The sequence below is a fragment of the Rheinheimera pacifica genome, assembly GCF_900108485.1.
GTDB classification, from domain to species: Bacteria; Pseudomonadota; Gammaproteobacteria; order Enterobacterales; family Alteromonadaceae; genus Alishewanella; species Alishewanella pacifica.
Genome location: NZ_FNXF01000023.1, coordinates 1 through 23,223, shown reverse-complemented (window position 1 = coordinate 23,223; position 23,223 = coordinate 1). Strand labels below are relative to the sequence as shown.

Below are 23,223 nucleotides of genomic sequence, written 5' to 3'. Positions count from 1 at the left end.
CGCGACCAAGGAGCACCATTATGATTTACCAGAGTGACAACATCAGTGTTGCCTACCTGAAACCTGGTATCGTCCGCTTTGCCTTTAGTGCGCAAGGCTCTGTTAACAAGTTCGATCAACAAACCCTGACTGATTGTAAGACAGCTTTAGATCTGCTGCACGCAGACAAAGCACTAAAAGGCGTTATTTTTTGTAGTGATAAAGATGCCTTTATTGTCGGTGCCGACATTACCGAATTCTTAAGCACCTTTTTACGGCCGGAAGCGGAGCTTATTCCGTGGATTAAACAAGCTTCTGATATTTTTGATCTGGCTGAAGACTTACCCGTCCCTACCATTGTTGCGCTCAAAGGTTTCGCACTCGGTGGCGGATGTGAGTGGTCACTTACTGCTGATTATCGTGTAGCGGATACCACTACCCGCATCGGCTTGCCGGAAGTAAAACTGGGCTTAATGCCAGGCTTTGGCGGTACCGTGCGCCTGCCGCGTATTATTGGTGCCGACAATGCCATGGAATGGATCACCACCGGTAAAGACCACAGTGCCGATCAGGCGCAAAAGTTTGGTTTAATTGATGCCGTAGTGGCACCAGAGAAACTGGAAGCAGCAGCGCTAAGCATGCTGGAAGATGCCATTGCCGGCAAACTGGACTGGCGCAAAAAGCGCGCCGTGAAGTTACAGCCGCTGAAACTAAACAAAACCGAAGCCACTATGAGCTTTACCACTGCCAAAGGCATGGTCTTTGCCAACGCCGGTAAACACTACCCGGCACCGATGCTGGCAGTTAGCACCATCGAGGCCGCCGCTGGTTTAGACCGCGCCGGTGCTATGGCATTGGAAAATGCCGGCTTTGCTAAACTGGCGAAGACTGATGCCGCTACTGCGCAAATCGGCCTGTTCTTAAATGACCAGCTGATTAAAGGCAAAGCGAAAAAAGCCGCCAAAACCGCCACTAAAGCAGTGAAAAAAGCCGCAGTATTGGGCGCCGGTATTATGGGCGGCGGTATTGCCTATCAGTCGGCATTAAAAGGCGTGCCGGTAGTCATGAAAGACATCGCCGATAAAGCCCTGGAACTGGGTATGGGCGAAGCCACTAAATTGCTGGGTAAGCAGGTTGAGCGCAACAAGCTGGATGCCATCGGCATGGCTAAAGTAATAGCATCTATTACCCCTACGCTAAGCAACGAGAATGTTAAAGGTGCCGATATCGTGGTGGAAGCTGTGGTAGAGAACCCGAAAATTAAAGGTGCGGTATTAAAAGAAGTAGAAGCCTTACTGGCCGACGACGCTATTTTAACCTCGAATACCTCCACCATTTCGATTGATTCACTGGCGGCGAACTTAAGCCGGCCGCAAAATTTCTGCGGTATGCACTTCTTTAACCCGGTACACCGTATGCCACTGGTAGAGGTTATCCGTGGTAAAGACACCAGCGAAGAAACCGTCGCCGCCGTAGTGGCTTATGCCGCCAAGATGGGCAAATCGCCTATAGTGGTAAACGACTGCCCCGGCTTCTTTGTTAACCGAGTGCTGTTCCCCTACTTTGCCGGTTTCAGCAAGCTGGTATTAGACGGTGCCGACTTTGCCCAGGTAGACAAGGTAATGGAAAAGCAGTTCGGCTGGCCGATGGGCCCGGCGTACCTGCTGGATGTAGTAGGTTTAGACACCGCTTATCACTGTACCGATGTAATGGCGGCGGGCTTCCCGACGCGGATGGCCAAGCTGGATAACGACCCGGTAGCAGCGATGTACAAAGCAGATCGCTACGGCCAGAAAAACGGCGTGGGTTTTTATGCCTACAGCAAAGATGCCAAAGGCAAGCCGAAAAAAGATATCGACCCGGCCACGCTGAGCTTACTGGCGGGTATTGCCGGCGATAAGCAGGAATTCAGCAGCGAAGACATTATTGCCCGCGTCATGGTGCCAATGATTAACGAGACTATTCGTTGTCTGGAAGAAGGCATTGTCGCCAGCGCCGCTGAAGCCGATATGGGCCTGATTTACGGCCTGGGCTTCCCACCGTTCCGCGGTGGCCCGTTGCGTTATGCCGATACCATAGGTTTAAGCAACTTTGTCGCCCTGGCCGATAAATACGCGCATTTAGGCGAGATTTATCAGGTAACAGACAAAACCCGCGCTATGGCCGCAGCCGGCCAGCGTTTCTTCCCGGTTTAAGCGCAGGAGCAAAATAATGAAAAACGCAGTTATTGTAGATTGCATTCGCACCCCGATGGGCCGCAGCAAAGCCGGTATGTACCGCAACGTGCGTGCCGAGCAACTATCTGCCCATATCATGGCCTCTTTGGTAGCGCGCAACCCGGCGTTAGACCCAAGCGATATCGACGATATTATCTGGGGTTGTGTACAACAAACGCTGGAGCAAGGCTTTAACGTAGCGCGTAACGCCGCTTTATTAGCCGGCATTCCGCACTCAGTACCGGCTGTTACCGTTAACCGTTTATGCGGCTCGTCTATGCAGGCTTTGCACGATGCCGTGCGCGCTATTCAAACCGGCATGGGTGAAGTGTATTTAATTGGCGGTGTGGAGCATATGGGCCATGTGCCAATGAACCACGGTGTCGATTTTCACCCGGGCTTATCTACCTCTGTAGCTAAAGCAGCCGGTATGATGGGCTTAACCGCAGAACTGCTGGGCAAAATGCACGGCATCAGCCGCCAGCAGCAGGACGAATTCGGCGCCCGCTCGCACCGGTTAGCCCAGGAAGCCAGCCTGCAAGGCCGGTTTAAAAATGAAATTATCCCCACCGAAGGCCACGACGCCGACGGCGTGTTAAAGCTGATGGATTACGACGAAGTTATCCGGCCAGAAACCACAGTAGAAGCACTGAGCCAACTGCGCCCGGTATTCGACCCGGCCAACGGCACAGTAACCGCCGGTACGTCTTCTGCGTTATCTGACGGTGCCTCCGGCATGCTGGTAATGAGCGAAGACAAAGCCAAAGCGCTGGGCCTGCCAATCCGTGCTTACGTGCGAGGTATGGGTGTAGCCGGTTGCGACCCGTCTATTATGGGTTACGGCCCGGTACCGGCGTCGAAAAAGGCATTAAAAATGGCAGGCATCAGTATTAACGATATCGACTACGCCGAGCTGAACGAAGCTTTTGCAGCCCAAGCCCTGCCGGTAATGAAAGACTTGGGCTTACTGGAAGTAGCAGATCAGAAAGTAAACCTGAACGGCGGCGCTATCGCCCTCGGCCACCCGCTGGGTTGCTCCGGTTCACGTATTGCCACTACGCTGATTAACGTAATGGAAGATAAAGGCGGTAAGTTTGGTCTGGCGACCATGTGTATCGGTTTAGGCCAGGGTATTGCGACTGTTTTTGAACGCCCATAGTTTGAATGGCCATAAGCTGGCAGCAATAAGCACAATCGCATAGAATAAGGGCCGTTTTTACGGCCCTTTTTATTGACGCAAAAATAGAGGCGAAAATCCCGCGCTGGCTCAGCCCCAGACCGCCTTAAATTTTACCGGAGTATAGATGGAAAATATTTTCAGCAGTGCAGATCAAACACTGGATGCCTTAGGCATGCGCTGCCCCGAGCCGGTAATGATGATACGGCTACAAATTCGCAAAATGCAGGTGGGTGAAACCTTACTGATTATCGCCGACGATCCAGCCACCACCCGCGATATCCCGGCATTTTGCCGCTTTATGGATCACGAGTTAGTGGGCAGTGATACCAGTGAATTGCCTTATCGATATGTGGTAAAGAAGGTTAGTGGCTAAATGCTTCGGATGCTTCGATTGCCAGCGGTTACAAACTTGTCCCTAATATATTTAATTCTATTCATATGCTTTGACATCCAAACTTCGCATTGCAAACGAGGCTGAGGGTATTTAAGACGCGATACTAGTGCAATCTTGTCTGCTTCTGAGGCTAACTTAAAGTCGTACCCGATAATTAGCTTTAAACCCTGCAACCCATTAAGCCCATACCCATAGTGCGCTTTGGAAAGATAAGCAGTTGCTATGTCTAGCTTATCCCTTTTTTTCGATAGCATTAGAGCAATCAACTGCTCTCTCAGTTTCCGTTTTATAGTCCGCTCATAATCTTCAGTGACCACTCGGACGAACTGCTGTTCAATCGTACTAGCACCTTGAATCTTTCCTTTGAAAACTCTTACGAAGATAGCTCTCGCCACTCCGATTGGGTCAACACCAAAATGCTGAAAATATCGATGGTCTTCTGCAACAACAAGATACGGAACATAACTCTCTAGCGAACTATTGCTAATGGTATCAACCATATCTAAACAGATTCTTAAGCGGTCTCTTACGCCCATTATATTTAGGGCGAAAAAAACGACTGAAACTGCTTGAAGGGGTAATATTAAAGAAAATAGTATTTGTTTCAAAAAGGAGCCCTTTGAATCAATACTCGTCCATCTTGGTCTGCGACCATAGATTTAAAAGTTCCAGCGAGTCCAGTCTTTGATGTTGCAACAACTTCATAGAAATTTGTAGATTGCCTTCCATGTCCATCTTCAACTACATGCAAAAATATGCGATCTTTACTCAAATAGTTCTTTTCTAAAGAGCCACTTATTACTGCCCTCGTTCTCGATTTTCCGATAAATTCTCGTTCTCCAGTGGACGAATTTTCGTAGATTTTTTCTGCACTACCTTTAATACAATCCCCCTCTCTCCAGATTATTAGAACGTACCGGAGAACCATATTTTTATAAGGATTGTAAGCAGATTTTTCTGTAGTCATCTGCAAATACCATTTTCCTGTTATGTCAAACGCAGGAAATATTCTTTCTCTAAACAGAAAGAAAAGAAACGTCAGAACGACACCACCAAGCAATGTGACAGCTAAATCGGCCCAGAAAGTCTCAAAATTCATTTATTCTCCGCATCTTACTGGTATTGCTGATGCTGTAGCAAAAATACACAGTATCTAAAATCTCGAATCATTCTCACATGGTATTCCATCACTGTCGCCATCCATCTTGGTCTCCGGGCAGTTGCGGATAAAAAACTCCGCTTCAGCGCGCGAGGTCATCTGGCTACAGTGTTGGCGGCCGTCACAACGGAATTGTGGCGTATTAGCCACAGCACGGGCTTTATTGATTGGCACGGTGTAATCGGGTAGCACTTTCGGCACGCTTTCAGCGACGGGCTCTGCTGTGCTTTGTTTTTGATAGTAGTTCCAGGCACCAAAGGCGATCAGGGCAATAAGCAGCAGCTTTTTCAATGATGAGCTTCCCTGTTATTCATTGTTTTGCCGCTCTTAGGCGGCTGCAAGTTACTAACTTAGTAGATAAAACAGGGAACGGCAATGATTTTGTGAAGGAGTAAGTAATCCCTTTAAATATCCACGCTGGTTATTTGGAGCTAAAGGGCTGGGATGTATTTTTGTATCTAAATTAAATTCTTCCAGCTTTTGCTTATTAGATAAGCTTTGACGCTGGCTAATTTTCTTTAAAGAAGAACGCGATAAAGACTCGGGCATAGCTTATTGCGCCCTACTTTTTAACTAACTTTAGTTTGCTTCTTTGATGCGCTTTATCAATTGCAACATCCTCGGGCACCGTCTTTTCGGGCATCAGCTGCTCCCAGCTTTCTGGGCCGGCAATTAAGCCATCTTCCGCTTGTGCAACATCCTCAGGTATTGGGTGTTCAAATAAGCGGTCAATCAGCGGCCTGGAATGCTCGATTAACCACTGCTGATACTCCGGCGTACCGGGCTCAGGCGCTGTGCTCTTAGCCATACAACTATCCTCTTTACACTTCAAAGATTAAACCGGCGTTTTCAAACTTATCGACGCACAAATGCCAGGCAAATTTTCTGCCGTCATGCCAGGTTGCAGGAAACCGTCGGATGAGCTGAGTTTGGCTCTTTCGGCTTTATCGGCGGCCATTACCTGGTCGATCCAATTAGCGTGGCTGGATACCCGGGTGTACAGCTCTTTAACGCCGTACTCGCCAACACCTTTAAACCACGAATCTACTCTGGAACTTACGCCAAGCAGGTAATAACCATCGTCTTTTTTCAGGTAAGCCGGGCCACCACTGTCGCCATTGCCCGATACCCCCTCCAGCTCAAGCCCGTGTTGACCTGACTCAAACACAAATCTCAAATCGGATTTTGTCACGGCGATAACTTTATTCTGCGCCTTGCGCAGCACACCGTTGTTTTCTTTGTAGCCGATAGTTTCGCCGGTTAAACCTGTGCCTGTGCCACCACTGCCGATAAACCACAGCACCTGATCACGCTCATCCTGTTGTCGGTAAAGTTTGGCGGGCTCTACACTTAGCACAGGTTTTGCCAGTTTGATTAAGGCTAAGTCATGCTGCTTACCCAACTGATAAGACGGGTAACTATAACGCGCCTGTACCTCGACTAATTCATCGCCCACCTGAATGGTCTGGCCCGGATGCAGGCAAAACACGGTATGCGCTGCAGTTAACACCCACTCCGGCGCAATCAAAGTACCGTGCACGCCTATATTGTAAAACGTCGCCAGAGGCGGGAAATCCGCTTTAGAAGCCAGATAGTGCTCTACCGGCTTATCATGACGAATAACAATGGCTGACACCGGAGCCGTCAGCATACCGGTCATAATCAGGCAACCGGTACTGAGCAGCTTCAAATTGGTGTTGTGGTACATTTTGCGTCCTTAGGTGGCTTTTGATAAGTCTCAGACTGACAGAAAGCCGCAAAACAATTAAGTCTTTAAATGTAAGTGGTTATGTATACCTATTTACCGCAATAGTTAATTTACAACAGCTGTTACAATCCAGAGTTAGGTCTTACAGTGGTAATTTATACACCAGGCGCAAGGCCTATTTAGTAGTGCCAGGCTAACGGTAGTTGTGGCAAGATACTGCTTTAGTCATTTGTTGCGGAGCCGCCATGCAACTGTCCCCTGCCGATTTACATATTCTGCTGATTGAGCCTTCAGAGGTACAACGAAAAATTATCCGCAAAAAACTGGCGGAAGAAAACGTTACTCGTGTTGAAGAAGCCGACAGCCTTGCCAGTGCCTTGCAAAACATTAAGCGGCACAAGCCCGATGCTATAGCCTGCGCCTTGCATTTTGCCGATGGCACCGCAGAGCAATTATTACAGCAATTGAAAGCAGCCCCCGACACCGCTGAGATCCCATTTTTACTGGTATCAAGCGAGACCCGTAAAGCGCAGTTGGAAGCCTTTAAGCAATCCGGCGTGGTTGCCATTTTGCCCAAGCCATTTGATGCCATGCAATTGGGCAAAGCATTAAATGCCGCCGTTGATCTACTTAGCCCGGCTGAGCTGGAACTGACTTTATTTGACGTACACGATGTACGGGTGCTGGTGGTTGATGACAGCCGGCTGGCGCGTAACCATATCCGCCGTGTACTAAACAATCTCGGTATGCAGCAGATTACCGAAGCCGAAGATGGCCAGCAGGCTATAGCACTGTTGCAACGCCAAAACTTTGATCTGGTAGTGACCGACTACAATATGCCGGAAGTAAATGGCCGCGAGCTGACAGAATTTATCCGCGAGCACAGCACCCTGTCGCATATTCCGGTGTTAATGGTCACCAGCGAAGCCAATGATGCGCATCTGGCCAATATTGCTCAAAGCGGTGTAAATGCGATGTGTGACAAGCCGTTTGAACCGGAAGCCGTTAAGCAGCTGCTGTACCGGCTGTTAGATCATTAAGCATATTGTGGTAATAAAAAGTCAGCATCGGGGCTAAGTGCGCCAGCCTTTCGGCACAGCTACGCTGGCCGGAACAGAAATAATTTTTAACTCGAGTAACTTAGCTTAAACCAACGCTTAAAGCTGGGCTGGCGGCGTACACCTGCCGGCTCGTTAAATAACGGCAGGCAAAATTCCGGAGTAGCCAACAAAGTAAGGCGCCAGTTACAGCCGCCAATAAAACTGAACTGAACTTCACGTGCTGACGGTTCACGTAGTAAATGGAAGTTACCGGTAGAATACGCCACGCCAATATTAACGCTGTCCAATACCTGAAAATCCTGATCCATCAGGTAAATGCTAAGTGTATCTTCAAAAGGAATATCATCGGTAACAAACAGCAGATAACCATGCTCACAGTGAAAAGCAGCCTCAAGTACGGCCCCGCCGATCAGCTTAGCGGTGGTAACGCCGGCCAGCCAAATTTCCGCTACCGGAACAGCATCAGCGCGATCTGATACCAGAGGTTGTAATGAAATCGCTGCTGTATGCATTTTAGACAGTGCTTGGTTGTGACAAGAAGTCATTGTGTTTAATTGCCGTTAACAGCGCTTGAATGCAGACTGATAAGGATCTAGCGTCTAAAGCCAACACAGATAAACACCAATATATTTAATATAAATTAACACAATTAAAACACAAAAGTTGTAGTTTAGCGAACTTTTTGTAGGCACTGTAGACGTTTGCAGCAGAGCGCATCTGGCCGTGACTTTTTTGAGCAGAATGTTAACGGTATTTTCAGGCAGGTTGTGGCGACTACGATAAAAGCTAAACCGCTTTATCGGTTAGTCGCTAATTCTGCTCTTTCGCTTTATGCAAAGCATTAACCACAGCGGCGGCGACGTCGGCTATTTTGCACTGTTGCTGCATCGCGCTTTGCTGCAACTGGCGGTAAGCCTGCTCTTCTGTAATTTTTTTATATTGCATTAACAACAGCTTGGCGCGATTTGTCAGTTTTTGCTCGCCTATGGCCCGGCGTACATCTGTTAGTTCAGTATGCATCTGGCGGATATGCTGTGCTTGTTCCGACAGCAGCTGATAAAACGAGCGGCTGGGTGCTTTTATGCTGTGTTCGTTAGTCGTTTGCGGTAAAACCGAGGCGCCATATAGCCCCGGCATGCTGGGGTCGATTAATAAGGTTAAACCTGAGCTGCCTGGCAAGGCAGTCAGCTCGGTTAGCTTATGCCGGTGCTGCTGCAATTGCTGTTGAGCGGCGGTGACTGTAGCAGAGGTGAGTTGCTGTAAATCAGCTGTCAGCAATGCCATTAACTGGTGCATGGCGTCCATACGATCGGTAGCAAACTGATACCAAAGATCGCTGACTGCAGGCACCAGCATTGTCGTGCCCGGTAGCTGCTGCAACATAGTTCTCAGTTGTTGCAGCTGTTTAGCCGCGACGCTTTGCTCCAGCTGTTGCCACTGCTGCTGTTGTGCGCTGCTGGCAAATTCCAGAAAAACAGCAGCGCTGTGTTGCTGGGCCTGTTGCAGTAATAATAAACGCTCAGCCAGCTCTGTACTTACCTTACCGGAGGCAAACCCCATAGCACCCCACGCCCTTTCCTGTCCGGCATATTCTTTGGTTTGCAGTAGGTTAAACAAGGCAACCAGTACGCGGGTAATGCTGGCATCACAGGCCAAGTCGGCCGATTCCAGCACCACCGCCAGCCAGGCGGCAATCAAGCGGCTGTATGCTTCTGTGGCTTGTAAGGGAGTTATTTTTTGCTGTTGTATTTGCTCGCGCAGGGCCGGCAGATGATCCATACCCTGCAACGCCAGACAAATATCGCTGAGTAAACGGCTGCTGTTGCACGGCTGCAGTGCATGTATGTACTGCTGCTCAAGTGCTGTGCGTAATTGCAGCTCTGCACTGGTGCTGTGCTGCAATTGTTGCTGGCGTTGCCGGGCAAATAACTCGCAGCCTGACGCAAGAAAAATATTGCTGATCCCCCGCTCGCGCTGTAGCTGGTGCACCAGCTCACTAATGCCGGTTACCAGTTGACAGCTGGCCGAAAGCTGCAACAGGGCTTTTATTTCTGCCTGTTTCGCGGCCAGCAAAAACTGTGCGGTCGAAGGGTTCATACAATACACAATAAAATTTTCAGTGTTAAGGTCTAGCAATGCTTGTTCCATACCCGCTTTTAGCCGGTGCCAGCTACTGCCAGCCTTAGGTTTCAACCTGCATAAGCGCCAGCTGATAACGCTACAAATAAAGACAAACGCCCCAAATGAGTGCAAAAGCAGGCTGCGATGCACAGCTATGGCACTTACCGCTGCAACCATGTTCAAGGCGGACTATTAAAAACCAAGGTAAATTAGCCGATTAAGCAAAAATTTCAGGCTGGCATCAAAGTTGCCTAGTTAAATATGGCAGAGGTGTGAGATACCTCCGGACAAAAAAACAGTTTCTGGACAAAGGCGTCCCGTGATCAGCTGATAACACAGCATGATCCGGACGCCTTTTTTGTTGTGCAAAAAACAGCAGCTGAATAATTAAACATAACGGGAAAAGGTGAACCTATGGCTTATTTAGTTCCAGCCGAGTTTGTGACCAAAATGGTCGATGCCGGCGAATCCAAAATCTTTATGTCTACCCGCGATACTCTGATCCGATCTTATATGGCGGGCGCCATTCTGGCCTTAGCGGCGGTATTTGCGATAACCGTGGCGGTGCAAACCGGGTCATTTTTAGTCGGCTCTATGTTGTTCCCGGTTGGCTTTATTATGTTGTATCTGATGGGCTTTGATTTGCTTACCGGTGTTTTTGTGCTAACACCACTGGCCTTACTGGACCGCCGGCCCGGTGTCACGGTAAAGGGCGTGCTACGCAACTGGGGGCTGGTATTTACCGGTAACTTTGTTGGCGCTTTAACAGTGGCAGCCATGATGGCGTTTATTTTAACGATGGGCTTTCATTTAGAGCCCGACGCAGTAGGCCAGAAACTGGCCGGGGTCGGTGAAGCCCGTACTTTGGGTTATGCCGAACACGGCACAGTGGGCTGGCTGACGATTTTTCTGCGTGGCATGTTATGTAACTGGATGGTATCGATGGGCGTGGTTGGCGCCATGATCTCTACCCATGTCAGCGGCAAAGTTATTGCCATGTGGATGCCAATTATGTTGTTCTTTTTTATGGGCTTTGAGCACTCAGTGGTGAATATGTTTTTGTTCCCCTTTGCCATGATGATGGGCGGTGATTTCTCTATTATGGATTATATGATCTGGAACGAAATACCTACGGCATTAGGTAATCTGGTTGGCGGCTTAGCCTTTACCGGCCTGACACTGTACAGCACACATTATAAAACTGCGCCAAAACGTAATCTGGTACCAACCGCGGCAAACCGCAACACTATAGATTTGGCCAAAGTTTAACTATGTCGTTGCAGGTATCCATTGGCCAGTACAGCAGTGCTGGCCGCAAAGCGCTGAATCAGGACTGGTATGGCGCTTGCTTGCCTGCAGAGCCACAACTGAGTAATAAAGGCATAGCGCTGGCGGTAGCCGATGGTATCAGCAGCAGTACCGTTAGCCAGATTGCCAGCGAAACAGCGGTAAAAAGCTTTCTCAGCGACTACTACTGCACCAGCGATGCCTGGTCGGTGCCGCATGCTGCCTTGCAGGTGTTAAAAGCCAGCCATAACTGGCTGTATGCGCAAAACCGCAATGGCCCTTTTGCTGCCGATCCGGATAAGGGCTATGTTTGTACTTTTAGTGCATTGATCCTAAAGCAGCGCCATGCACATTTACTGCATGTGGGTGACAGCCGGATTTACCTGCTGCGTAACCAGCAACTGGAACAACTGACACGGGATCACCGGATCTGGCGTGGCACTAGCAGTTATTTAAGCCAGGCCCTAGGGGCAGCTGCCGTGCTGGAGCCAGACAGCCATAGCTTACCTGTACTGCCGGGTGATGTATTTTTGCTGGCGACCGATGGCTTGTTTGAAGCGCTATCACAACCACAGCTAATGGCATTACTTGAGCCACAGCAGCTTAAACCAGAGCAAACGGATTTAACAGTGCTGGCACAGCAATTGGCCGCAGCCGCTTTAGCCGCTGGCAGCAAAGACAATATTACCCTGCAGCTGGTGCGTATTAACACCCTGCCTGCCGACAGCCGGTTACCGGCCTGCTTTGATCAGCAATTGCCAGTGCCGCCGGTGCTGCAACCAGGCGACACGCTGGACGGCCTGCAAATAGTACGGCCACTGCAACAAAACAGCCGCAGCCATGTGTATCTGGTGCAGGACAGTGCAACAACAAAACTGCTGGTACTAAAAGCACCGTCGATTGATTTAGCCGAACAGCCGGATTATCTGGAGCGGCTGCTACGTGAAGAGTGGATAGCCAAGCGGGTTAACAGTGCTTATGTATTACGCCCGGCCAGCATCAACAGGCCACGCACAGCGCTGTATACACTATTTGAATATATCGATGGCCAAACCCTGCACCAATGGCAACTCGACCATCCCAAGGCTACACTGGAACAAATACGCAGCCTGACAGAACAAATTGGTAAAGGCTTACAGGCGTTGCACCGTAGTGAAATACTGCATCAGGATTTACGGCCGCAAAACGTTATGGTGACCGCTCAGGGCAACGCTATCATTATCGACTTTGGTGCTGCCCGGCTGGCTGGTTTACAGCCAGATGACGATGTAGCCGGCGAGATCCCGGGCACTGCCTTATATTGTGCGCCCGAGTATTTTTTAGGTGTACCCGGCAGTGAGCGCGCAGATCTGTACTCACTGGCTGTATTAACCTATCAGTTGCTGTCGGGGCGTTTTCCTTACGGGCCTGAGGTTGCAAGGTGCAGAAGTTTAAAAGCGCAAAAAAGGCTGCAGTATCAGTCTGTGTTATCTGCCGACAGTGAACTGCCCGCCTGGCTGGATCAGACACTGGCAAAAGCCCTGCAGCCTGATCCCAGCCAGAGGTATCAGGCATTGTCTGAGTTTTTATATGATTTACGCCACCCCAATGCGAAGTTTCAGGCACCGCAAAGCCTGATAGAACTGCATCCGCTGTGGTTCTGGCAAAGTTGCTGCCTGCTGCAATGCCTGATTATATTATGGTTGCTGGCAAACTAGGCGACAGCCGTGGTCTGCAGTAAGCTCAAATCTACCGTCATACGCTGGTGTAATACCTCGCCAATAACAATCAACGTCGGGCCGCATAGCGGATTGGCGGCTAAGCGCTGGCTGATATCAGCCAGCGTGCCCTGCAGTTGCTGTTGCTGCTTTGTACTAACCTGATCCAGCAGCGCTATAGGGGTATGGTCCGGCCAACCGGCGGAGGCTAAACCGGCACACAATTGCTGCAAGCGGTTTAAGCCCATATACACCACCAGCGTTGGATTAGTGCCGTTAGTACGGTACTGATAACCAGACCAGTCCGGCTGCTTGGCCGGGTCGGCAAACTGCGCGGTTAAAAACTGTACTGATGTAGCACTGCCGCGGGCGGTCAGCGGAATACCACAATAGGCAGAAGCAGCGCAGGCGCTGGTAACACCTGGCACTATGGCAAAAGCAATACCGGCTTGTTGCAAAGCGGCAGCTTCTTCTGCTATCCGGCCAAAAATCGCCGGGTCGCCGCCTTTTAACCGCACCACTAAACCGCCTTGTTGGCCGTACTTTACCAGCAATTGGTTTATGTCTTGCTGTGGCATAGCATGACGGCCAGCTCTTTTGCCGACAAACACCTTTTTGCAACGCCGTGGTGCTATGGCTAATAGTTCAGCCGACACTAAACTGTCAAACAGCAACACATCAGCCTGCTGCAATAAACGCTGGGCTTTCACTGTTAACAGTTCAGGATCGCCTGGCCCGGCACCTATCAGCACTACCCGGCCGTTGCTATCAGGCTGTTGTAGCTCTGCTTTGGCGCTGCGCCAGTGCCAGCCGGACACCACAGAACGGCTTAGCGGCGAACGTAAAAAGTAGCTCATCACACTCATTATGTTTACCTTTATATTTTTAACCTTGTCCTTTGCCCTTTTAGCCAACCCTGTATGTCAGGTTAGTTAATCAGGCAGCTGATGCCTGTTGATTTTGTTGTCCGACATTCAGCCACACTCTGCCTTGTTGCAGCTTCACCCGGTACACCGGGATCACTACATCAGGTTGTTCTAAACACTGGCCTGTGGTCAGGCTAAAGTGCTGTTTATACAAAGGTGACGCCACTACGATTTGCTCACCGACAGAACCCACTATGCCGCGCGACAGCACATTAGCACCGCCAATAGGGTCGTAATTACCCACAGCATAAATCTGCGGTTCGCCTTGCAACTCCAGCAAAAACACTGCCACTTGCTGGCCGTTGAGCAAAGCACAAATGCCGCTGTTTTCGACTAAATCTTCAAAAGCACAAATGTCAGCCCAGGCCATGTTATTTCTCCTCTGCTAAAGCGTTTACAGGCAGCTCTGCCCCAGAAAGCTGAGTAATAGGAATTTGTTGTAACCACTGATGTTTTTCCTCGGCCGTGGCCGGACGGATTTGCGAGCGCTCCTCGACAAAAACGATGTTTTCGTCGGCATCCGGGCTGTTTACAAACTGCCGGAAACGTTTTAGCGCTTGCGGGTCTTGCAGCGTGGCTTTCCATTCACAGGCATAGGTATGCACCAGCGCGGCCATCTGGTTTTCCAGTTCTGCCGCTATACCCAGCTCGTCGTCGATAATGACTTTACGCAGATACTCCAGGCCACCATCCAGCTTTTCCATCCAGACGGAGGTGCGCTGCAAACGGTCGGCCGTGCGGATGTACAACATCAGAATGCGGTCGATGTAGCGGATTAAAGTCTCGGTATCCAGATCAGTGGCAAATAAGTCAGCATGGCGTGGCCTCATACCGCCGTTCCCGCAAACATACAGGTTCCAGCCGTTTTCGGTGGCAATAATACCAATGTCTTTGCTTTGTGCTTCGGCGCATTCACGGGTGCAACCCGACACTGCCATTTTAATTTTGTGTGGCGCCCTTAAACCTTTATAACGGTTTTCAATCGCTATGGCCTGGCCGACGCTGTCTTGTACACCATAACGACACCAGGTGCTGCCGACGCAAGACTTTACAGTACGCAGCGACTTACCATAAGCATGGCCGGTTTCAAAACCGGCATCGACCAAACGTTGCCAGATAGCAGGTAGTTGCTCTAAACGGGCACCAAATAAGTCGATACGCTGACCACCGGTAATTTTGGTGTAGAGGTTAAAATCCAGCGCTACCTGGCCTATTACCAGTAGTTTTTCTGCGGTAATTTCGCCACCGGCAATACGCGGCACCACAGAATAAGAGCCGTCTTTTTGCATATTGGCGAGAAAGGTATCGTTGGTGTCCTGCAAACCGACATGCGGTTTTTTCAGCACATAATCATTCCAGCTCGACGCCAGAATAGAGGCTACTGTCGGCTTACAAATATCGCAGCCCAACCCCTGACCATGGCGGCTTAACAGATCAGCAAAGGTTTTAATGCCGCCCACCTGCACCAGGTGCAGCAACTCCTGACGCGAATAGGCAAAGTGTTCACACAGGTGATTTTTCACCTCAACACCACGGCTTTTCAGCTCGTCATCTACTACCGATTTCAGCAAAGCCGTACAACCGCCACAACCTGTGCTGGCCTTGGTACAGCTTTTAATGCCGGCTAAATCACAACAGCCGCCGTCCATCGCCGCGACTATGTCGCCTTTGGCGACGTTATGGCAGGAACAAATAGTGGCGCTGTCAGGTAAAGTTAAAGCGGCTAAAGGCACACCTGTTGTGGCAGGTAAAATCAGTTGCTCCGGCTGTTTGGGCAGCAACATATCGTTTAAGGCATATTGCAGCAGGCTGTCGTAGTTACTGGTATCGCCCACCAGCACAGCACCCAGCAAACGTTTACCGTCTTTGCTCACGACCATTTTTTTATACACCTGAGCGCGCGGATCGGTAAACACATAACTTAACGCGCCGGGCGTTCTGGCATGGGCATCGCCAATCGACCCAACCTCCACACCCAGCAGTTTCAGCTTGGTGCTCATATCAGCGCCGCTAAAACTCAGCCCGCCGCCGGTAAGCTGGCTTACCACCACCCGCGCCATTTGATAACCGGGCGCTACCAGACCAAAAATCTTTTGCTGCCACAAGGCACATTCACCTATGGCATAAATATGTGGGTCGGACGTTTGGCACCGGTCGTTCACCACTATGCCACCGCGCTCGCCCACAGCTAAACCACAGCTGCGCGCCAACTGATCATAAGGCCGGATGCCAGCAGAGAACAGTACTAAGTCAGTCTCTAAACTTTCACCATCGGCAAACTGCAGCTGATAACGGCACTCTGCGCCAGCCACGATTGCCTGAGTCGCTTTGCCGGCATGCACCTGCACACCCAGCTCGGTAATTTTCTGGCTTAACATCTGGCCGCCAGCCTGATCCAGCTGCACTGCCATTAGCTGAGGTGCAAACTCCACCACATGAGTTTGTAAGCCGAGTTGTTTTAGCGCATTGGCCGCTTCCAGCCCAAGCAAACCACCGCCAATAACCACACCCACTTTGCTGAGCGCTGCGCTTTGCGCTATTGCGTCTAAATCCTGCAACGTGCGGTACACCAGACAATGCGGCTGGTCATTACCGGGAATAGGCGGCACAAAAGCGTAAGAGCCTGTCGCCAGCACCAGCTCATCGTAATAAAACTGCCCGCCCTGACGGGTTACCACTAACTGCTGCTCGCGGTTAATTTGCTCCACCCAGCAATTTAGGCGGTACTGAATATTGGCCGCCTGATAGGCTTCTTCTGTCGTTAGCGCCAGTTGCTCAGCACTGGTGCCGCTGAAATAGCCGGATAAATGCACTCTGTCGTAAGCCAGCTGAGCTTCGCCACAAAGCACGGTGATCTGCGCTAATGGGTCTTTAGCGCGTAGCTGATCAACAAAATGGTGCCCCACCATGCCATTACCGATCACCAGAATTTGTTTGGTCTGCTGCATTGTTAAGTCCTTAAGGCGTTTAGCGGCTATCGCTGCCGGTAAATTTTGCCCATAAAAAAACCCAGGCCTGAGCCACCAAAAAAAGGCGGTCAGATCCTGGGCTTCGTTGCCCGTGCCAGGCAAAGCCTGGCACTTCAATTCAAATTGTTTCAGTATCAACCCGTGTTGATATTGCTGCATAAACGCTCTTATAAGCAAAGCACAAACAATGCCAGTTTTTATATAACTGATTTTACTTAAAATAATATTTAACCAGCTTCCTCTTCATGCTTAAATTGCCTTGCAATAGTGCAAACAAGCACCAGATTGGGGCTAACCTCACCTGCACGCACTCTTCGCACCTTTGTTACACAGCATGTAAAGCCAAACCAGGCCGCCTAGCGGCTTATTCGGCCAGCTGACTGGTGAAATTTTGTGCTAGCATCATATACAGAGCAGAAACTAGGGGTGGTAGTTGCAAGCACCGACAAAACATTACACTAAACAAGCGCAGAATATTGATGCGCGCAGGCGGCATTATATTCTGGCTTTTGTCAGCTATATCACCAGCGCTATTATGTTTGTGTATGGCGTTAAAAATATTAATGCGGAGCAAATACTACTGCCTGTTATTCTGTTTGGCACCGGGCTGGCATTTCTGCTGAATATTCTGCTGTTTCATCTTAGCCGTAACCTTGAGCGCGCTTGTATCGCTGAGGCGGTGCTGGTAGGCAGCTTTGTGCTTAGCCTGGTATATCAGGGCGGCTTTAATAATACTGCGCTGTATTGGGTGTTTCCGTTTCCGGCTATTTTGTTTGGTTTACTGGGCGTACGTAATGCCCTGCTGAGTAACGCCCTGATGTTAGTAGCGTTATGCATTATGTTGTTTATGCCCGAGCTTATTCTGGCGCAGTACAAAGACGCTGAAGCCAGCCGTTTTATTGCCTCTTTGCTGATTGTTATTGCTGTATGCTGGATTAACGAACATTACCGCGAGCGCAGCCATCAGGCGATGGATCTACTGCAACAAAGCAAAGAAATACAAGCCAATACTGACTCTCTGACCGGATTAGCCAACCGCCGCTTTATTGATTCAAGCCTGCTGCCGAGCCTGGCACAGCAACCAAGCCAGTTTTTCCCGCTGGCGCTAATTATGTGCGATATCGACCATTTTAAGCAGCTCAATGATCGCTTTGGCCACGATGCCGGTGATGAAGTATTAAAGGTGGTAGCAACGTTATTTCATAGCAACCTGCGGCAAAACGATATTGCCAGCCGCACCGGCGGCGAAGAGTTTTTGCTGATTTTACCCCATACCAGCCGCGTTGATGCCTTTTTGGTAGCAGAGAAAATCCGCCGGCAGTTTGAGCACAGCCGTATGTTGGCGAATAATCCCGAGTATAAGGTCAGCGCCAGTTTTGGTGTCGCCGTGTGCGATAGCGCTGACAGCTTTCAGGACGCGGTTAAACTGGCCGATCAGCAAATGTACCTGTCTAAACGCAATGGCCGTAATCAGGTAAATTAAGTTTACTTTGCGGTTTCGATTAACTGGGCGATTGTCAGCTCCAACCGCTTTAGTTCACGCAGCGTGGAGCTGCGATGAGTTTCCAGCCAAATCCACAGCTTAGTACCCACCTGTGCCTGAAATGACAGTAGCAGCAATACCCCCCAAAAAACTTGTTGCTCGGGCTCAGCGGTAAAGAACTGGTAGCCGTTGTAGAAAATAGCAATGCTCAGCAACACTGCCAATAAATATGCTATGCCCATAATAGCACCCAGGCCGCCTTTAAAGCCGGATGCTAACACCTTATCCAACCCTTGCTCTTCGCGCATTAGCTTATCCAGCTCGGCTGCTTGCTTTGCCAGTTGTTGCTTAATATCACTATCTAATGTCATAGCCTTATCCTCAGTTAATAGTTTGCAGCTGTTGTTGCAGCTGTTTACGCGCACGGTGTAAGCGTGATTTCACAGTACCTATTGGAATATCCAATATCAGTGCAATCTGCACTAACTCCAGCTCATGCAGATAGTGCAGTTGCAATACCAAGCGTTCATCATCCTTCAGCAGTGTCATCGCTCTGGTTAAATCACTGCTGCCACTGTCGTCTGGCTCAGACTCTGTGAACCCATCACTGTCATCAATGCTTTGATGCTTGCGCTGCGCAGCCTGTTTTTGGTAATCCAGTACTTGCCAGCGAACAGCCCGGTACAGCCAACTGGTAAATACCTGTGGGTCCTGCAACCGATTGATACGCTGGCTTACTTTCAACCAGACGTTTTGTACCAGATCTTCTGCCGCCGCCGGATTGTGCAGCAGATAAGCAGCAAAACGGCGCAGATCACGGTGATAGTGCTGGTACAGCAGCGAAAATGCGCGCTTATCACCTGCTTGCATTGCCAGTACCAGTAAATCCAATTGTGCCTGTTGCATCCGCCGCCCGTATTATTATTGCTTGCCGGTAAAAGACGACTTACAGCTCTTGAAGGTTCACGAGTTCTAAGTTTTCTTTTGCGGTAGTAAAAGCAAGACAGCCGCGTCTCTTTTATATGTCAAAATGTCTATGACTGCCTGAATAACTAGAGCATATAAAAATGAACGTCAGTTTTATGGAGGGATGGCAATTCCTGCGTACAAGAAACATTTTTATGTGCTAAAACCAAGCCTTAATAAAATAATCTGCACAGCCTTTCGATTGAGTAAAATACTACAAATTTTGCAAGATATACTCTCCGTCTTCGAATATTCTGATATTGGCCTTCGAATTCAAGTTATATGAGAGTAGCTCTTCGGTTTGTATACTTGTAGCTATTATCACTTGCCCGCCTGAGTTTGTAAGTGAATTCGCTTTTTCAAGGAGAGATTTAAAGCTGTTTTTATTAGTTTCATGTTGGCGAGGCTCATCAAATACAACAAAACCGCTGTGCTTCACGTCCTCATTTTCATAAGCCAGCTCCATGAGAGCCAAGGTATAAGACCATATGATTCTTATGTAATCACTGGCGCTAGAGTCTGCAACAATATCATAACCATCAAGTTCAGGTCTTAGTGTTTGGTCAGAAATTTTAAGGTAATTTATATTTGCGTTATTATACCCAAACAACGCCATGTTTTTTTTCAATACATCTGTTAGCTGGACTATCCTGTTAAACGATATACTGTTAGATTCTTGCTTCTTAGCAAAATCCAAAGCCAGTTTATCTTTATGCCAATCAGTGTGTATATCTCTTGCTCTTTTGTTTAACAGCTCAGATTGAGAATATAGCTTTGATAGTTCTTTAATTTCATTTTCTAAGCCGGCTATTTTTTTGATAGTTGAACCAAACAAACTTATATATCTGTGTTCTTCTTCACTTAATTTACGTAATTCAAATTCTTCTTCTGCAATTCTACTGCGTAAATTACTTATAACTTTCTCTATTGAGATTAATTCTTCTATTTGATTTTCAACAATTGTCGAATAAAAATCCTTTTGATTTTTAAGATAATCTATATTCTGCTCGATTGATAAAGGCTTAGCCCCAGAGGTAATCTTGATCAAACTGTCATACATCTCGCTTTCACATATTGGACAGTTCTTGATCTCAGTACTTATCCCAGTTTCACCTCCAACAGTTCTTAGTCTTCTTAACTGTTTATACCTATCTAAGTCAAAATCTATCGTTTCAATTTTTTTGTTTAAGCCAGATATAGAGACCCTTAACGACTCTTCTTTAGCAACAGAAACCTCTATTTTCCTAGAGGTTGCCCTAAACCTAGCGTGAAGCTCTTCCCTTTCTTTATTTAAAGGCCATTCGTTTGTATTCGATTTCAGTTGATTAAGTTTTACTTTAATACCAGATATATAATCCGATATATGCGATTGAGAGTCTTCATGGGACACGAAAAAGTTTACTAACGGAAAAAAGCTATCTTTTTCCAAATTGGAATTTAGCTCTAATCTCAAATTACCAAATTCGGCAAGTGATGCAGCTGAAGTCTTAACCTTCTCCCAGTCCACTTTTAAGTCATCTAGAGCTTTACTTAATTCGACTACTTTATTTCTTTTGCTGTAGTCCTCGAGCCCCATGCAATACTCGATCGCTGCCTTTTTAACTCCTTTAATCCCGTAATAGGTAGGAGTATTAGCTTGAATTTCTGACCAGCCGCGTTTCTGCTCGATAAAAAATAAAGGAAAAATGCATTCCAAATACAATTTTATAGGTTTTCCTTCATAAGTAGTGACAGAGGGAAGCTTCCAATCTATAAAACTCTCTAACCAAAAATGAAAGCCTTTTCTACTCTTAGCTGAGCCTACTGACCCTGATGAGCCTAAAAAGTAGTCTTCTTTAAGACCACTAGTAAAGTCATGGACAATTACTTTTTCATTAAGACCCTCTACGTCCCTTATCAACATGACTTTTTGTTCATTAGAGTTTTCTACGTCAAGTTCAATATAAGACCTAAGAACAACGTGCTCCGACGAGTCACTTTTCGAAGTCTCCAACATCTGATAAAGAGATCTTGGAAACGGTTTTCGTCTGCTCGGCCCTAATATGGCTTCAAGCCCAAAAGCATAAGCAATAGCATTAATACAAGTAGACTTACCAGATGAGTTCTCAGCTCTTATTATATTTAAACCTTTATCAAAAGTGATTTCTGTAAAAAAATCACCATCACGCGTGACTGCACAAACTTTTAGTCTTTTTATAGTTAATCCAAGCATTTATTATGATCCTAGAATGCGCTTGATATAAACATCAGAGACTTTGCTTTTAATTTCAGTTAAAAAAACAGTCTCTTCTACGAATATGCCGTTGTTAGCAATAATGTCTAACATTGATTTACCCTGATCGCCTAAAATCACGCGCCCGTCATCAGTAGAAAAAAAATTCTTTGCAAAACCTAGTTCAAGTGCCTTATCCGTACTACTATCTGATGCAATCAGTAGCTTGTTAGCATCTGCGCGATTAATCGTATCGATATAGCTAGCCCATCTTTTTGGCCTTATTAACATCCACAGAAGAACACGCATTTTATTTAGTTTCAATCTGGATTCGTTGTCTCCACAGATATGTATACATAAACATATCAGCCCGATTCTCCAAAGTGGTCTCTGCTCAATAGGCAATGGGAAAGTTGCATCACCAAATACGGCTTTTGCAGAAGCTAAATTGTCAGTCAGTAATTTGTTCATCTAGTATAAAATCCATTTTACATTCAGCAATCCACTGAGCTAAAACACCAGAAGCGATAAGCTCTCTATTTGACCTAGAAATTGTTTGTTCAATTCTATCGAAAATAAGTCTATTTTTATTTAGTGACGATTGAAGAATATTCTTTGGTGTATCTTTTGTAAAAAAACTATCATTCCTTAGCTCCAGTAAATTTGCTTGCGTAAATGCTAAAACCTCGGTGTGTAAATCTGGAAATTGGTCTCTATATGCATCGAGTAGTTCTTCCACTTTTATGTACTTGTCGATCAGATCTTGTCGAAGCAATTCCACTTTGGAATCCAGCTTTTCTGTTTTTTTACATATGTTTGCGTAAAATTTTGAGTTTGCGGTTTTCCAAAATTCTTTTTCTTCCGCTGTCCTTTCCGGTACATGAATATTAATTTCATTCTTCATAAAACCCTGAGCGTACAATGCACCGGTAGGAAACGTTTCATGAGTTTCTATTTTTATTCGGAAGTCATTTTTTTCAATAAATGAAATATTAGAGCTTAAAACTTCTTTTTGTTTTTTTACACAGTGCTTAATTAGCTCTTTGGTTTTATTCTCCGGCATTAATAGCACCCACATTTTAATACCGATATCTCCGAGGAGGTTTTTAATTTCCTTTTCGTATGTCTTTAACTTTGTAATATCATCATTAATTTTTTTCTGGACATGCTTCTTATAATCAGCCATCGAATAAGAAGGATTAGGGTAGTAACATTGAAAAATCACTCCACACGTTGTAAAAAATTCGATTCCATGGTCTCCCCGATCTTGATGAGGAACTGTAGAGAAACTTTTCCAACCAAACTCTCGACGTAACATTGTTTCGCAAAAGTTTTCCCAAGAGTTGCCGTCTAACTTATCTAAAAAACTTCTACTCATCAGCTAGTCCATTTATTGTAAGGCAACATGCTATTATTTCTGGATTATTAGCAATTTTATCTAAGTTAGTAAATATAACAGCGAATTTCAATAGAAAACTATCAAAATCACTTCAACAAAATTAGCATATTTATAAATAGTTTAACTTACATAAAATGTTTCAAAAAAAAAGGTAGTGTTCAAAATTCTGTGTCATTTCATTAAACTAAGCGAAAACGAGATGACACATGACCAACCCAACTTTCGATATACAAGCAGCCATTCAGGCATTACGTGATGGCAAAGGTTTGTCTGGTAAAGACGGTATCTTAACGCCGTTAATTAAACAACTGACCGAAGCAGCGATGCAGGCCGAGTTAGAGCAGCACCTTGAGCAAGATGAAGCCCCTAATCGCAAGAACGGCAGCTCTGCCAAAACCATGAAAAGCACCGCCGGCAGCTTTGAATTGAATACACCACGTGACCGTGCCGGTAGCTTTGAGCCGCA

Annotated in this window: 24 protein-coding genes; 8 read left to right on the top strand and 16 right to left on the bottom strand. The window is 47.3% G+C overall.

Features of this window, described 5'->3' with window-relative positions; all coding sequences use genetic code 11:
* Positions 1–20 precede the first annotated feature (20 nt).
* The 3 genes from fadB (at position 21) to tusA (ending at position 3,748) form a co-directional block, all read left to right on the top strand.
* Positions 21–2,174: a fatty acid oxidation complex subunit alpha FadB gene (gene fadB, locus BLW68_RS19430; RefSeq protein WP_092796816.1), complete on the top strand. Its 2,154-nt coding sequence runs from the start codon at positions 21–23 to the stop codon at positions 2,172–2,174.
* A 16-nt stretch (positions 2,175–2,190) separates the two neighbouring features.
* On the top strand, positions 2,191–3,354 hold the full coding sequence (gene fadA, locus BLW68_RS19425) for an acetyl-CoA C-acyltransferase FadA (RefSeq protein WP_092796814.1): 1,164 nt from the start codon (positions 2,191–2,193) through the stop codon (positions 3,352–3,354).
* A gap of 145 nt (positions 3,355–3,499) precedes the next feature.
* Positions 3,500–3,748 (top strand): sulfurtransferase TusA, encoded by a 249-nt coding sequence (tusA, locus tag BLW68_RS19420; RefSeq protein ID WP_092796812.1) that lies wholly within the window; start codon positions 3,500–3,502, stop codon positions 3,746–3,748.
* Here tusA and BLW68_RS19415 read toward each other — a convergent pair.
* Genes BLW68_RS19415 through BLW68_RS19395 form a run of 6 tightly spaced genes read right to left on the bottom strand, consistent with a single transcriptional unit; the run spans position 3,745 to position 6,636 of the window.
* Entirely contained in the window at positions 3,745–4,377 is a 633-nt protein-coding gene (locus BLW68_RS19415; protein ID WP_143039994.1) for a biosynthetic peptidoglycan transglycosylase, read from the bottom strand. The genes tusA and BLW68_RS19415 overlap by 4 nt on opposite strands.
* On the bottom strand, positions 4,374–4,868 hold the full coding sequence (locus BLW68_RS19410) for a hypothetical protein (protein ID WP_092796808.1): 495 nt from the start codon (positions 4,866–4,868) through the stop codon (positions 4,374–4,376). Before BLW68_RS19410 ends, BLW68_RS19415 begins: the two co-directional genes overlap by 4 nt.
* Before the next feature lie 54 nt (positions 4,869–4,922).
* The gene (locus BLW68_RS21505; protein ID WP_092796806.1) at positions 4,923–5,219 is read right to left on the bottom strand and encodes an excalibur calcium-binding domain-containing protein; all 297 of its coding nucleotides are present in this window, start codon (positions 5,217–5,219) and stop codon (positions 4,923–4,925) included.
* Between the two features lie 54 nt (positions 5,220–5,273).
* Positions 5,274–5,477, bottom strand: a complete 204-nt coding sequence (locus BLW68_RS21015) for a hypothetical protein (protein ID WP_143039993.1) — start codon at positions 5,475–5,477, stop codon at positions 5,274–5,276.
* Positions 5,478–5,490: 13 nt separating this feature from the next.
* Positions 5,491–5,736 (bottom strand): hypothetical protein, encoded by a 246-nt coding sequence (locus BLW68_RS19400; protein WP_092796804.1) that lies wholly within the window; start codon positions 5,734–5,736, stop codon positions 5,491–5,493.
* A 27-nt stretch (positions 5,737–5,763) separates the two neighbouring features.
* Positions 5,764–6,636, bottom strand: a complete 873-nt coding sequence (locus BLW68_RS19395; protein ID WP_092796802.1) for a S1 family peptidase — start codon at positions 6,634–6,636, stop codon at positions 5,764–5,766.
* A gap of 245 nt (positions 6,637–6,881) precedes the next feature.
* Here BLW68_RS19395 and BLW68_RS19390 point away from each other — a divergent pair, with 245 nt between their 5' ends.
* Positions 6,882–7,676: a response regulator gene (locus BLW68_RS19390; protein WP_092796800.1), complete on the top strand. Its 795-nt coding sequence runs from the start codon at positions 6,882–6,884 to the stop codon at positions 7,674–7,676.
* A gap of 86 nt (positions 7,677–7,762) precedes the next feature.
* On the opposite strand, the gene BLW68_RS19385 is transcribed toward BLW68_RS19390, so the two are convergent.
* Positions 7,763–8,209 (bottom strand): hypothetical protein, encoded by a 447-nt coding sequence (locus tag BLW68_RS19385; protein ID WP_092796798.1) that lies wholly within the window; start codon positions 8,207–8,209, stop codon positions 7,763–7,765.
* A gap of 298 nt (positions 8,210–8,507) precedes the next feature.
* Positions 8,508–9,794, bottom strand: a complete 1,287-nt coding sequence (locus BLW68_RS19380; RefSeq protein WP_092796849.1) for a nitrate regulatory protein — start codon at positions 9,792–9,794, stop codon at positions 8,508–8,510.
* Between the two features lie 438 nt (positions 9,795–10,232).
* Between BLW68_RS19380 and BLW68_RS19375 the strand changes: the two genes are divergently transcribed.
* Together BLW68_RS19375 and BLW68_RS19370 are read left to right on the top strand one after the other, a co-directional pair.
* Positions 10,233–11,087, top strand: a complete 855-nt coding sequence (locus BLW68_RS19375) for a formate/nitrite transporter family protein (protein WP_092796797.1) — start codon at positions 10,233–10,235, stop codon at positions 11,085–11,087.
* A gap of 2 nt (positions 11,088–11,089) precedes the next feature.
* Positions 11,090–12,802, top strand: coding sequence for a bifunctional protein-serine/threonine kinase/phosphatase (locus tag BLW68_RS19370; protein ID WP_092796795.1), 1,713 nt, complete (start codon positions 11,090–11,092; stop codon positions 12,800–12,802).
* Here the strand turns inward: BLW68_RS19370 and cobA are convergent.
* From cobA to nirB, 3 genes are all read right to left on the bottom strand, one after another.
* Entirely contained in the window at positions 12,799–13,668 is an 870-nt protein-coding gene (cobA, locus tag BLW68_RS19365; protein ID WP_092796793.1) for a uroporphyrinogen-III C-methyltransferase, read from the bottom strand. The genes BLW68_RS19370 and cobA overlap by 4 nt on opposite strands.
* Before the next feature lie 70 nt (positions 13,669–13,738).
* Entirely contained in the window at positions 13,739–14,098 is a 360-nt protein-coding gene (nirD, locus tag BLW68_RS19360; protein ID WP_092796791.1) for a nitrite reductase small subunit NirD, read from the bottom strand.
* 1 nt (position 14,099) lies between these two features.
* Entirely contained in the window at positions 14,100–16,676 is a 2,577-nt protein-coding gene (gene nirB, locus BLW68_RS19355; RefSeq protein WP_092796847.1) for a nitrite reductase large subunit NirB, read from the bottom strand.
* Positions 16,677–17,130: 454 nt separating this feature from the next.
* On the opposite strand from nirB, the gene BLW68_RS19350 reads away from it, so the two are divergent.
* On the top strand, positions 17,131–18,180 hold the full coding sequence (locus BLW68_RS19350) for a GGDEF domain-containing protein (RefSeq protein WP_092796789.1): 1,050 nt from the start codon (positions 17,131–17,133) through the stop codon (positions 18,178–18,180).
* 2 nt (positions 18,181–18,182) lie between these two features.
* On the opposite strand, the gene BLW68_RS19345 is transcribed toward BLW68_RS19350, so the two are convergent.
* From BLW68_RS19345 to BLW68_RS19325, 5 genes are all read right to left on the bottom strand, one after another.
* A complete protein-coding gene (locus BLW68_RS19345; protein WP_092796787.1) occupies positions 18,183–18,551 on the bottom strand; it encodes a DUF6768 family protein in 369 nt (122 codons plus the stop codon).
* Between the two features lie 10 nt (positions 18,552–18,561).
* Positions 18,562–19,086: an RNA polymerase sigma factor gene (locus tag BLW68_RS19340; RefSeq protein WP_092796785.1), complete on the bottom strand. Its 525-nt coding sequence runs from the start codon at positions 19,084–19,086 to the stop codon at positions 18,562–18,564.
* A gap of 274 nt (positions 19,087–19,360) precedes the next feature.
* Positions 19,361–21,358, bottom strand: a complete 1,998-nt coding sequence (locus tag BLW68_RS19335; RefSeq protein WP_092796784.1) for a P-loop NTPase family protein — start codon at positions 21,356–21,358, stop codon at positions 19,361–19,363.
* A gap of 3 nt (positions 21,359–21,361) precedes the next feature.
* Positions 21,362–21,829: a hypothetical protein gene (locus BLW68_RS19330; protein WP_092796782.1), complete on the bottom strand. Its 468-nt coding sequence runs from the start codon at positions 21,827–21,829 to the stop codon at positions 21,362–21,364.
* Complete coding sequence (locus BLW68_RS19325; protein WP_092796781.1) at positions 21,810–22,736, bottom strand: hypothetical protein; 927 nt, start codon at positions 22,734–22,736, stop codon at positions 21,810–21,812. The genes BLW68_RS19330 and BLW68_RS19325 overlap by 20 nt, the downstream gene beginning before the upstream one ends.
* Positions 22,737–22,963: 227 nt before the next feature.
* On the opposite strand from BLW68_RS19325, the gene BLW68_RS19320 reads away from it, so the two are divergent.
* Positions 22,964–23,223 (top strand): transposase (locus BLW68_RS19320; protein WP_177172299.1); only part of this gene is annotated, 260 nt, incomplete at its 3' end.

Coding starts and splice junctions, on each gene's coding strand:
- BLW68_RS19395 (WP_092796802.1), bottom strand. CDS start 6,636: ATGTACCACAACACCAATTTGAAGCTGCTCAGTACCGGTTGCCTGATT.
- BLW68_RS19385 (WP_092796798.1), bottom strand. CDS start 8,209: ATGCATACAGCAGCGATTTCATTACAACCTCTGGTATCAGATCGCGCT.
- nirB (WP_092796847.1), bottom strand. CDS start 16,676: ATGCAGCAGACCAAACAAATTCTGGTGATCGGTAATGGCATGGTGGGG.
- BLW68_RS19410 (WP_092796808.1), bottom strand. CDS start 4,868: ATGAATTTTGAGACTTTCTGGGCCGATTTAGCTGTCACATTGCTTGGT.
- fadB (WP_092796816.1), top strand. CDS start 21: ATGATTTACCAGAGTGACAACATCAGTGTTGCCTACCTGAAACCTGGT.
- fadA (WP_092796814.1), top strand. CDS start 2,191: ATGAAAAACGCAGTTATTGTAGATTGCATTCGCACCCCGATGGGCCGC.
- BLW68_RS19345 (WP_092796787.1), bottom strand. CDS start 18,551: ATGACATTAGATAGTGATATTAAGCAACAACTGGCAAAGCAAGCAGCC.
- BLW68_RS19390 (WP_092796800.1), top strand. CDS start 6,882: ATGCAACTGTCCCCTGCCGATTTACATATTCTGCTGATTGAGCCTTCA.
- nirD (WP_092796791.1), bottom strand. CDS start 14,098: ATGGCCTGGGCTGACATTTGTGCTTTTGAAGATTTAGTCGAAAACAGC.
- BLW68_RS19325 (WP_092796781.1), bottom strand. CDS start 22,736: ATGAGTAGAAGTTTTTTAGATAAGTTAGACGGCAACTCTTGGGAAAAC.
- BLW68_RS19330 (WP_092796782.1), bottom strand. CDS start 21,829: ATGAACAAATTACTGACTGACAATTTAGCTTCTGCAAAAGCCGTATTT.
- BLW68_RS19370 (WP_092796795.1), top strand. CDS start 11,090: ATGTCGTTGCAGGTATCCATTGGCCAGTACAGCAGTGCTGGCCGCAAA.
- BLW68_RS19335 (WP_092796784.1), bottom strand. CDS start 21,358: ATGCTTGGATTAACTATAAAAAGACTAAAAGTTTGTGCAGTCACGCGT.
- BLW68_RS21015 (WP_143039993.1), bottom strand. CDS start 5,477: ATGCCCGAGTCTTTATCGCGTTCTTCTTTAAAGAAAATTAGCCAGCGT.
- BLW68_RS19400 (WP_092796804.1), bottom strand. CDS start 5,736: ATGGCTAAGAGCACAGCGCCTGAGCCCGGTACGCCGGAGTATCAGCAG.
- BLW68_RS19375 (WP_092796797.1), top strand. CDS start 10,233: ATGGCTTATTTAGTTCCAGCCGAGTTTGTGACCAAAATGGTCGATGCC.
- BLW68_RS19380 (WP_092796849.1), bottom strand. CDS start 9,794: ATGAACCCTTCGACCGCACAGTTTTTGCTGGCCGCGAAACAGGCAGAA.
- tusA (WP_092796812.1), top strand. CDS start 3,500: ATGGAAAATATTTTCAGCAGTGCAGATCAAACACTGGATGCCTTAGGC.
- BLW68_RS19340 (WP_092796785.1), bottom strand. CDS start 19,086: ATGCAACAGGCACAATTGGATTTACTGGTACTGGCAATGCAAGCAGGT.
- cobA (WP_092796793.1), bottom strand. CDS start 13,668: ATGAGTGTGATGAGCTACTTTTTACGTTCGCCGCTAAGCCGTTCTGTG.